Genomic DNA, 10,532 nt, shown 5'->3' on the forward strand with positions numbered 1-10,532 from the left:
TTCTCTTATATACAAAGTTAACTATAATGGTATAGCTTTTTTAGTGCTATCTTATGTTATCCGTCACTTCCGATTTTAAACATAGGAACTATATTTTAAAACATGGTCATCGTTATGCTTCCGAAATAGAAAAGGCCATAGCTGATATAAAACCTTATTTGGATAGAACAAGACCTGTGTATATTTTGTCCGTTGGATGTGGTCCAAGTACTGAATTATATGGTGCAGTCCAAGCACTCAATGATATGACTATAAGTTATATGGGAATAGACAGAAATCCTATATGGAATGAAATACAGAATTTTAATATAGATAGGTTCGAACAAACTCCTCATATTGTACAATATACTTCTGAGGACTTCTTTTCCTTTATAAAAGATAGATGGGCTGATATTTTAATTCTTAATTATTTCTTTTCAGATCTAATTAAATTTAGTCCTGATATTACTGATGATTTTATTAATAGATTAGCAGATCTTATAAATAATGGTATATTTAAATGGGTGGTAATAAATGATATTCCCTTGTTTTATAAAGATGGAACCGGGTATATTTGTATGGAGCATTTAGCTCAAAAACTTTCACCAGCAATAAAAGTAGCCCGTCGTCATTTTGCAACCCCTAATGATTTTCAACCAATTTATGGGACAAAATTACCCTGCAATTTAAGCATACCAATAGTAGAGCAAAATGTGCAAACTTTTAATCCATTTGAGAGTAAGGGAAGTATTCAATTAATAATAAAAGTAAATCATTCACAAAAATGATACTATCAGTTTCACGAAGGACAGATATCCCGGCATTTTATGCAGATTGGTTTTTTAATCGTATACAGGAAGGCTTTGTATATGTCAGAAACCCAATGAACAGGCATCAAATAAGCAAAATCAACTTATCTCCTAGTTTGATTGACTGTATTGTGTTTTGGAGTAAGAATCCTAAGCCAATGCTTGACAGACTAAATCTTCTTGACAAATACATGTATTACTTCCAATTTACAATTAATCCATATAATACAGGAATTGAATTAACAGTTCCCAAGAAAAATTCTGTTATTGAGACATTTAAGCAGTTATCTGATAAGATAGGGGCAAAACGTGTAATTTGGAGATACGATCCGATTTTATTAACTGATAAAATAGATATAAATTATCATCTAAAGTATTATGAAGAAATAGCCAAACGATTGTACACATACACTGATACATGTGTAATAAGTTTCATCGATTTATATAAGAAAGTACAGCGAAATATTATCAATACCTCTGCAAGAGAACCATATATAAATGAAATGTTTTCTCTAGCTATGGGAATAGTTAAAATAGCTAATAGTTATGGAATTACAGTTCAATCCTGTGCGGAAAAAATAGAGTTAGAACAGTTGGGTATTAAACATGGTAAATGCATTGATAACATTCTTATAGAAGACCTTTTAGGTATAAAATTGATAGTTTCTAAGGATAAAAATCAACGTTCAGAATGTGGATGCGTACAGAGTATTGATATAGGTGAGTATAATACTTGCTCACATAATTGTGTATATTGCTACGCTAATTTTAATAAATCCTTGGTGTTTCAAAATAAAATGCGACACAATCCTAACTCTCCTCTATTAATAGGGAATGTAGAACCAGATGATATTATAAAAGAGCGCAAAATACAATCATTTAAAATGAATTTGTTATTCTAACAGCAAAATAGCAAACAATAACAAGCGTAACCATATAAAATATTTTTCATGAAATTAAGTGTTTGTAAACTATATATACTATTTAATTTACCAATCACCTCAGAAAGTTTATTCTGAAGTGATTGGTATTCTTATAATAAATGTTTCTTACAGACGATTAATTATCATTAAACCAGATCACCTGCGTTATATTCTCTGTATTAATAATACATCGGGATTATTATTGATACAACAAGATTAAGATTCAGCAGCTTTCAATGAGTTATCATCAATAGGTATTTCATAAAGCTTGGCAGATGTATTTTCAGGTTTCAAAACTTCTGTCTTGAACTCTTCAAGGAACATTTCCTTATTCTCATCAATAAGCTTACGAACCTTTGTATCATTTGTCTGCCTAAAATAACGACGAATAAGCTTATTATACTCTTTCTCAATATCGTCACGTGAGAAATTTGGGCTACGAAGCATTGCCATAAATTTTCCATCCTCACGGAAAAATGAAAATAAATGCTCTGTCTGATTTAACCAGAATTGCATTTCCTGCTCACGCTCTTGTTCCGTAGCATTCAATCTGGCTAATTGATCAAAAATACTTGCAAGTCCTGGTCTTCCTCCTTTCTTTCCTGATACAGGTGCTGGTTCCTCTGTTCCACCTCCATTGGGTTCTTCCGGCTCCTCAACTTCGATTTCTTCACCGACAAGTAGTCCTAAGCTTCCGTCAAATGAAGTGGAAATAGAACCAAGAGGACTGTATTTCTCAAACATAGAACGATAAATATAACTATATCTCTTCCAGAAGTCGATAAATGCAGCATCCAAGAAACTTGGTGCAATTTCAATGACTCCTTGCAAAAGCAAAAGTCTGGAATTATATCTTCCAATAGCCTTGCGTAATGCTTTTGCAGCATCATCTGCGTGAGCAGGATCAATCTGCTCCCCACGACTTTCTATTTCCTGAATATATTGCGCATGAGCATCTACCATATTTTTTATCCACGACCGTATATCTGCATCCATTTCAAGGCAAAGAGCCATATTAGCTTCTTTGTCTGACAAAGAAGCCTTGTAACGTTCAAACCATTTTATATAAATGGGTTGTGCTAACAATCCGCGATATATTTCTTCTATAACAGCCTTTTCGCGAATAGGGTCAAAATCGGTTATTGAAATTCCGCAAAATTCCGCAAAAGCATCTCGGATATTCTTTTCATTAACATTCTCAAATGAAAAATCGACGATATGACATTCCTCTTTATATTTTGCAGTACGATTAACACGTGAAATGGTCTGAATGGCATTGATACTGCGGATTTCCTTATCAAGAAAGAGCGTATGCAATTTAGGTTCATCAAACCCAGTTTGCAGTTTGTCCACCACAATGATAATTCCGTTCTTGGCAGTTTTAAAATTATCAATGACGCGGTCCTCTTCTACACCATCATTCATTGATGCGCATTTTTCGTATTTCTGATTATCAGAATATACAATAGCAACAGGAGCATCAGCGTATTTTGTAAATGCTCCGGTAGCTGTCTTTTCTGCCATAAGGCTACGAATAGCTTTACAATATTCTATGGCAATCGGAATAGAACTTACTGCTAACATCGCTTTACCCATTCCTCTTATTTTTCCATAAACCTGTGATAGTAGACGGTTCACTATAAAATTAGATATAGCCAGAATTCTGTCATGATTTTCATATACCTTACGTTTAGCGATTGTAATCTTTTCATCGCGTCCCTCTTGAATAGCCTGCGTCACAGCCTGTGTAAGCTCTGGCGGCATATCAAAATACATCTTTACATTGACAGGAATGATATGTTTCGTAGGATCAAGAATATAGCCGTCTGCTATAGCCTCTTTCATCGTATAGGCATCAAATGGTTTCCATAACTGATTAAAATTCGCTCCACGGTAGAATTCTCCGAAACGGGCAAGCACTCTCGGACTTGGAGTTGCGGTAAAACCTACGATAAGATTCTTTTTAACTGAACCACGGGTAAGGAAACCACCATTTTCATCAAAAATATCCTGCAATTCATCAAAAGCCGAGAACATTTCCTGATGCACATCATCTGTATTCGAGCGGTGTACCTCATCTATCAGGAATGCCACACGAAGATTTTTGAAATCTTTTCCGGCTTTTGCTATCGCATTCTTCAGTTCCCAAAACTTCTGTATATTAACCACGATTATACGTCGCTTGTCACTTAATGCCTTGACAAAGGTATCCTGATCTGTTGCTTCTACAAACATAGCTTTGTCTATGTTCATATTGAGCATCATGGAATCAAGTTGGTCACGGAGTTGCAAACGGTCAACAACAAGTAATATTTTATCATAAACCCACTCCCCGTTATAGCGCATATCCTTAAGTTGTAATGCAGTCCACCCAATGATATTACTTTTACCAAAACCGGCAGCATATTGCAACAGAAGAGAATAGACATATTTATTATTACAATAGCTGTCTCTTTCTGCCACAACACGTTCTATCAAGTCTTGCGGAGCATTCATCGCCACTAACTCAGCACGGAGTTTTTCTATGTAATAATTAGGCTCGCTTTCATGATCAAGAAACTCCTGAACACGGTCAATAATACGATCGCATCCGAATTTCTGTTTCGGACGGGGGCACATCAACTTACCAGTCTTGTCTTTATATTCCTTCTTCTGCACCTTACGACCATTCTCTGTTATAGTTATGGTCTTATACGTATAAGCCATAAAATTGTAATAAAGAATTTCTTTCTCTACCATCTTCTTTGAATAAAGAGAACGCATGGCCTCTTCAAATCTGATACGGGGATCTGCATTTTCATCCAAAACAGTTGGTAGTGGTTTAAACACTTTCTCTACAACAGGACGGAATGACGATATGGAAATCATATTCTCCTGAAATCCTTTTTTTGCATCGTCAAAAAACTGTCCCGGATTACGCAATATAAAGGTATTATTAATATCCGTTGTAACAAGATGTATAGACTTTTCAAATGGTCGAAGCATGGTTCTACGAAGCGACTGTTGCACATCATTACCATTGGCAATCTTCGTATATTCCCAAACAGCCTCCAAGTAATCAGTTATAACTTTATTACGCCCGTTATTCTTCGCCGTCTGATTGGTAAAGTTACTCTTTAATTCAGCATATCCCAGAAATATACCATTGATAAAAAAAGATAGATCTGGGCGGAATGTAAAAATTCTTTTTCCCTCATGATGGAAAGAATAGGTCATTTCCTCTACAGCAGAAAAGATATTTTTCTCAAAATCCTCATCACCACGAAGTTCCGTACCACTGACATACAAAAGTTTCAGCGTTTCTCCACCGAAAGAATAAGGTTTGTTCTTTGTCGTACTATTCAGAAATATCGCAACATTGGCACTGGTTTCTATCTTACGACGAATATCGTCCATGATGTCACGAATCAGCTTCTGCTCATCCCCATTATAATCACTTCGTTTAAGCAGATTGTTCCAACTAACACGAGAATTTTCTTTCAGAAACTCCTTTAAGTCGGCTGGTATAAAGAGATCAGAAGTAACGGCATTATTCTTAACCTCACGGAATCCAAGCCCATCATTACGACGACAAAAGAAATCCATTACATATTCACCTTGTAGTTCAAGTTCTGTCATAAATCAGAGGTTTTAATGGTACGCTGACCGGTTATTACTTCATTTATCAATGAACGTTTTAATTCTTTCAATCGCTCTATTTTTAATTTTATTTTTTCAATTATTGCATCTATTTTACTACATTTTTCATCTAGATAATTAACTATCCCATTCTGCTCTTCAATAGGAGGATAAACTGTAGATAATCCAAGAAAATTTGTCGTATAAAGTCTTAAACGACTTTCTATTATACCTCGTGAATTGATTCTAAATATACCTTTATATATTTTTGTACGAAATAGATAATGATAAAACGAAGCATTAAGTTCAACAATCGGCTTATATACACCATAAGCTGGACTTACAATTCCATTATACTTTGTTTTCCCTAGACTACCTTTCCAAGCTAACATGATATTAGATATAATATCATTAACATAGCAAATTTTATAACCTATTAAACTATCAGAACGGGTTATATTTTCACCATCAACTTTATCCGCACGTTTTGCTACCCCGTAATATTCTGAAACTGAAAGAAGATCTTCAGTACCTGTTTCTGATAATTCTATACGTTCGTTAAACAAATCCTTAATGCGGCATATATGCCAATGTTCTGGTATTTCATTCAAGAAAGGGATTTCTGATTGTTTCATAGAAACATTAGGATTAAGTCCTCTAGTTACAACTTTATTAATAAGTGAATTTTGTAGACTATGATAACACTTAATTTTTCGTTCCAACAAATCAATTTCTTTTGTAATTTTATTGCATTCTTTATCTAAGTAATCTGCTATGGTTTCCTGTTCAAATCGTGGAGGTAATTCAAATTCAAAAGTTGTTACAGCAAGAGGATTAACTCGTTTTAGTCCTCCAACACCTGACATTGATGCGCATCCCTTATCAATAAATTGACGAGAACATATAAGATAAAAAAAGTATCTTATATAGCACTTATCAGAAAACCTCAAAACATTTATTTCTGAAGACCCAAATCCAATACCATTCAAAAGATTTGAAGCTATTGCTGTATTTAGATTTTCAAAGCAAGGAGTTACTTTTGCAAATAAAACGTCATTATTAGCAAAATAAGTATATTTACCTCTTGCATCCTTAAAAGGAATAGTATAAAGCCTAAGATTATCATATCTAAGACATTCCATAGGAGAGAATGAGACAAATTCATTATCTAAATCTTCTCCATCATATTTAGGATTTAATATTGCAACGTCTTTTAATCTCATAATCCCAATTCTTTATCAAAATTTATAAGTTCTTTATCAATCTCAGCTATTTCAGCAAGGATTGAATCAACTGGTTCTACAGTTTCAGGAACATAAAATTCCTTATTAAAATTCACTTCTACTCCAACTGTATTATCAAGAAGACAATATGGTTTAAAGATATACCGATTCATGAAAGTAAGAATATCCTTACTGTTTTGTTTTGAATCCGGATCAAAAGATATAACCTCTGTATCCTTATAAGTATAATCCGATATTTTTACAGTACACGTTTTACTACCTTTCTTAGTACTACTGTATGTCGCTGAAATATATCCACAACCAAGAAGCTCATGGACACCAGAAACAACAGAACTACGCAAAACCACATTGTGTTCTTTATCTTCCCAATAAAAATAGTCAGCTGTACAAACAATAGTGTCTCCCGTAATTTTACGCATACTTACCATCTCTTCCTGGTTCTTCCACTCTTCTTTATTATTGAGAGGCCACTCCCAGACACCGGAAGATTTAACAGCTATAATGTCAGCATCCTTAATCTTGAATACTTCACCAGCACAACCAAGTGATTGACTAACATAACGTCCATTACTATCAATTTCAGTAAGTTGTATCTGTTGTTTGTTGAAATAGAAATGCCATTTATCGAAAACTTTAGCAATATCATTGTTTTCAAAGCGTACAAGAGTATCAACTATCAGTTTACGATGTTCCGGATTCATTTCCTTACGCTTGGAACCTTTGTTCTTTTTCAACGGCTGCCAAAGGTCAGAAGCATTAATAAGTATAACTTTATCCTTACGTTCAATTTGCTTGTTCTTATTCAGAATCCAAAGATAAGTCACAATACCTGTATTGAAAAACTCATCAGACGGCATTTGTATTATAGCTTCAACCCAATCATTATCGAAAAGATATTTACGGATATTGCTTTCTCCACTACCCGCATCTCCACTAAAAAGAGAGCTACCATTATTTACTTCTATTACAATACCGCTATCTTCATGAAGCATCCATGCATTGTGCTGAAGGAACAAAAGTTGACCATCGCTGACAGATGGGAAAAACGCAAACTGCCCCGTCTGGTCATTACGTATTTCTTTCTCATATCCTTTCCAGGGAATACCGTATGGTGGGTTTGCCACAACAACATCAAACTCTTTCCCCTTAAAAGGTAAAGTTGTTAAGGTGTTGCCATATTTAATTTCTGCATCTTCACGAAACAGGGATTCAATTTTAGCCAAGGCGAAAAGAGCATCATTCCACTCACTACCATTGGCCGCAATATATTTATACCCAATATCATTCAAACGGTCTGCTACCCCAAAAAGGAGATTAGCACCTCCACAAGTCGGGTCGTATAAATGAACATAATCATCATGGCTGATATTAATTTTAGCAGACACAATTTCTGCAATCAATGCAATAATATCCTCCGGCGTATATTGTTCTCCGGCGGTTTCCGCAGAAATATCTGCCCATTTACGCTTGATATGTTCTTCAAGAGTCGTTATTTCTGAATTATTATATGTAGAAAGATCAATTTGCGACCACTTTGTTACGTACATTAAAAGCACACCTTTCTTACGAAGTTCTGCAATAATACCATCAAGATTCAGATATTTACTATCGTCTGTACCTCGTTCTATACCAAGCAATTCCTTTAATGCTCCATCAAAACCTGAAAGGTAGTTACGAAAATCATCTTCAAAAGTCTTGTCATTGTTACAGATGTCCGACAAAGTCTTACCGTCTTTAACAATATACTCATTATATCCACATTCTCTATCCTTAAAGGCTTCGACAAATTCATCAAGATTGTCTTCACGATTCAATCCTTCAGTCTCTATGATGTCAGCAATTTCATTACGCATACGTCCTTCGAGCATAATCAATGCAAAGAACGGCATCATATATTTAGGGAAATCGCTTTGCTTGATTCCCGTAGCAATAAGGAGGTCTGCACAAGACCATATATCAGATTCGTACGATAGAATATCTTTCATTATTTAATCTTTATTACCGCCATTTATCAGTTGGCGAGGATCCACATTTAAAAGTTCTGCAATTCTAACCAGCATATCAAGTGATGGTTGCATCTTGTTGGAGCACCAACGAGAAACGGTAGCTTCATTTTTACCAACTTGTTCAGCCAACCATTTTCCTGTTTTACCATTCTCAACCAAAACCACTTTTAATCTATTGATTTTTTGAGATTTCATATGCCTAAATTTGTCTATTAATTATAATAGTTTGACTTATAGTGCAAATTTAGCAATAATGCTTAATTCATCGGTCTGTTTTTTTAAAAAAGCACATTAAATATGCCAAAAAACCAAACGCATTCATTATCTTTGTTATCTATGATTATTATTACATAAACATTCAACCTAAAACAGCATAAGTTATGCTAATACGTTATTCTAAGATCTTTATAATTCAAAATGATATTCCTTCTGCTAATGAAGCTGTATTTGATAGGACAGAAAATGTTCGTGAATATATTGAAGCTATTACAACAGAGTTAACTAATAATTCTGTTACTCGTCAATATTGCTTTGACGAACAATATGAAACAGCTTACAACGATGTAATTTTCATTATAACCAAAATTAATGCCTTATGTTCTATTCCAGACGAAGATGAACGTAAAGTTGGAATAGCAGAAGAACTCAAAAGCTACATAGAGTCACGACCTGCACACCGACTATCATCTATAGAAAAAGAATTTAATGACAATCATACTCAATTAAATCCAATACCTAAAGGTGTATTAATTATTGCTGAAACAATTAATGAGGAAGGTAGCTGTAAGATAATTCTTGCAAAAGCAGATTATGCCGAATTTATGGAAGAGCAATCTGGGGATAAGAAGTTGGGATTACCAACAAAAAAAAAGATTTATAAAGCTATATCTATAGAATATGTTTTGAACAACCATAATTACGACATATCAAATGTATTAGTATGTGATACTAGTAGTAGGGATGCTAAGTATTGGTGGAAAAGTTTCTTAGAATTAAAAGAATTAAGAACCAATGAACTAAATACAATAAAAGCATACAAAGCAATAAAAGACAAAGTTATATCTCCTATTAGAAAAGAGCATAAAACAGATTTTACAAATTTGTTCAACTTAAATCTTGTTTATTTTTCGTCAAATGACAACTTTAATATAGAAGAGTATATACAAAAGATACGAGATTATATCCCAATAGATCCCAATCTTAATAAGGATTCTTTAATAAACAAATTACATAATCTTCCGGAGACAGAAAAATTCGATCGCACATTTCAAAAACAACCTACAAGTATTAGCGATAGAATGAGAAGGCAAGTTGTTCGTTTGGCAGACAACTTGGATTTATCCATAAAAGGCCAAATAGAAAATCTACAGAATGTTATTAAAGCAGATGTTGATACTCAAGGCAATAAAATGGTCGTAATATATTCTGATGAAGGTTACGAACATTTTATAAGAAACCAGCAATAATTAAATTATGAATACTTTATTTACATCTATAGTACAAAGACTTCTTATTCACCCTGTTCTAGAAGAACAAAGTAATAAGGAAACATCAATGGTGTATGAAGCCTCGTATCAATGTCAAGGATTTCAAGACCAACTACCAACAGAAAATGAAATATGTATAGAGTTAGGTGAAAGTGATATTCTATGCTTAACAATTTTAGAAGCAGAAGATATTGCTATTACATATCGTTCACATAGCCCAGAACAAACTTGGGAAAATTTCATTAGAAAATGTAACGAAATAACTTACTCTGAAGAAGTTCCATTAAGTTTAAAAATAAAGATAGAAAAAAGGCAAAATATCAATGTATTACATATATATGACTATGAATTGTTTTACCAGGATCTGTTAACCGTAAGCATTCAGTAAACCCCGTATGATTAGAACTGGTAAAGCCGGCATAGATTGTCTATTAAAAATTTCGACTTGTCTCTGAAAATGTTGAAG

Annotated in this window: 8 protein-coding genes; 4 read left to right on the top strand and 4 right to left on the bottom strand. The window is 33.9% G+C overall.

The features are described 5' to 3' along the window. Positions 1 to 53 precede the first annotated feature (53 nt). Together OCV82_RS14935 and OCV82_RS14940 are read left to right on the top strand one after the other, a co-directional pair. Positions 54 to 767, top strand: coding sequence for a hypothetical protein (locus tag OCV82_RS14935; protein WP_154045148.1), 714 nt, complete (start codon positions 54 to 56; stop codon positions 765 to 767). Next, positions 764 to 1,690 (top strand): DUF1848 domain-containing protein, encoded by a 927-nt coding sequence (locus OCV82_RS14940; RefSeq protein WP_154045149.1) that lies wholly within the window; start codon positions 764 to 766, stop codon positions 1,688 to 1,690. Before OCV82_RS14935 ends, OCV82_RS14940 begins: the two co-directional genes overlap by 4 nt. Positions 1,691 to 1,927: 237 nt before the next feature. Here OCV82_RS14940 and OCV82_RS14945 read toward each other — a convergent pair whose 3' ends face one another. Genes OCV82_RS14945 through OCV82_RS14960 form a run of 4 tightly spaced genes read right to left on the bottom strand, consistent with a single transcriptional unit; the run spans position 1,928 to position 8,774 of the window. Continuing rightward, positions 1,928 to 5,329, bottom strand: a complete 3,402-nt coding sequence (locus tag OCV82_RS14945; RefSeq protein WP_154045150.1) for a type I restriction enzyme subunit R domain-containing protein — start codon at positions 5,327 to 5,329, stop codon at positions 1,928 to 1,930. After that, the gene (locus OCV82_RS14950) at positions 5,326 to 6,552 is read right to left on the bottom strand and encodes a restriction endonuclease subunit S (protein WP_154045151.1); all 1,227 of its coding nucleotides are present in this window, start codon (positions 6,550 to 6,552) and stop codon (positions 5,326 to 5,328) included. Before OCV82_RS14950 ends, OCV82_RS14945 begins: the two co-directional genes overlap by 4 nt. Beyond that, on the bottom strand, positions 6,549 to 8,558 hold the full coding sequence (locus OCV82_RS14955; protein ID WP_154045152.1) for an HsdM family class I SAM-dependent methyltransferase: 2,010 nt from the start codon (positions 8,556 to 8,558) through the stop codon (positions 6,549 to 6,551). Before OCV82_RS14955 ends, OCV82_RS14950 begins: the two co-directional genes overlap by 4 nt. 3 nt (positions 8,559 to 8,561) lie before the next feature. Further along, positions 8,562 to 8,774 carry a helix-turn-helix transcriptional regulator gene (locus OCV82_RS14960; protein WP_154045153.1) on the bottom strand — a complete coding sequence of 71 codons (213 nt, stop codon included), beginning with the start codon at positions 8,772 to 8,774 and terminating at the stop codon, positions 8,562 to 8,564. 185 nt (positions 8,775 to 8,959) lie between these two features. On the opposite strand from OCV82_RS14960, the gene OCV82_RS14965 reads away from it, so the two are divergent. Beyond that, on the top strand, positions 8,960 to 10,045 hold the full coding sequence (locus OCV82_RS14965) for a hypothetical protein (RefSeq protein ID WP_154045162.1): 1,086 nt from the start codon (positions 8,960 to 8,962) through the stop codon (positions 10,043 to 10,045). A 7-nt stretch (positions 10,046 to 10,052) separates the two neighbouring features. Next, positions 10,053 to 10,454 carry a hypothetical protein gene (locus OCV82_RS14970; protein WP_154045164.1) on the top strand — a complete coding sequence of 134 codons (402 nt, stop codon included), beginning with the start codon at positions 10,053 to 10,055 and terminating at the stop codon, positions 10,452 to 10,454. Positions 10,455 to 10,532 lie beyond the last annotated feature (78 nt).

The sequence above is a fragment of the Bacteroides cellulolyticus genome (assembly GCF_025567135.1).
Taxonomy (GTDB): domain Bacteria; phylum Bacteroidota; class Bacteroidia; order Bacteroidales; family Bacteroidaceae; genus Phocaeicola; species Phocaeicola cellulolyticus.

Coding starts and splice junctions, on each gene's coding strand:
- OCV82_RS14935 (WP_154045148.1), top strand. CDS start 54: ATGTTATCCGTCACTTCCGATTTTAAACATAGGAACTATATTTTAAAA.
- OCV82_RS14940 (WP_154045149.1), top strand. CDS start 764: ATGATACTATCAGTTTCACGAAGGACAGATATCCCGGCATTTTATGCA.
- OCV82_RS14945 (WP_154045150.1), bottom strand. CDS start 5,329: ATGACAGAACTTGAACTACAAGGTGAATATGTAATGGATTTCTTTTGT.
- OCV82_RS14950 (WP_154045151.1), bottom strand. CDS start 6,552: ATGAGATTAAAAGACGTTGCAATATTAAATCCTAAATATGATGGAGAA.
- OCV82_RS14955 (WP_154045152.1), bottom strand. CDS start 8,558: ATGAAAGATATTCTATCGTACGAATCTGATATATGGTCTTGTGCAGAC.
- OCV82_RS14960 (WP_154045153.1), bottom strand. CDS start 8,774: ATGAAATCTCAAAAAATCAATAGATTAAAAGTGGTTTTGGTTGAGAAT.
- OCV82_RS14965 (WP_154045162.1), top strand. CDS start 8,960: ATGCTAATACGTTATTCTAAGATCTTTATAATTCAAAATGATATTCCT.
- OCV82_RS14970 (WP_154045164.1), top strand. CDS start 10,053: ATGAATACTTTATTTACATCTATAGTACAAAGACTTCTTATTCACCCT.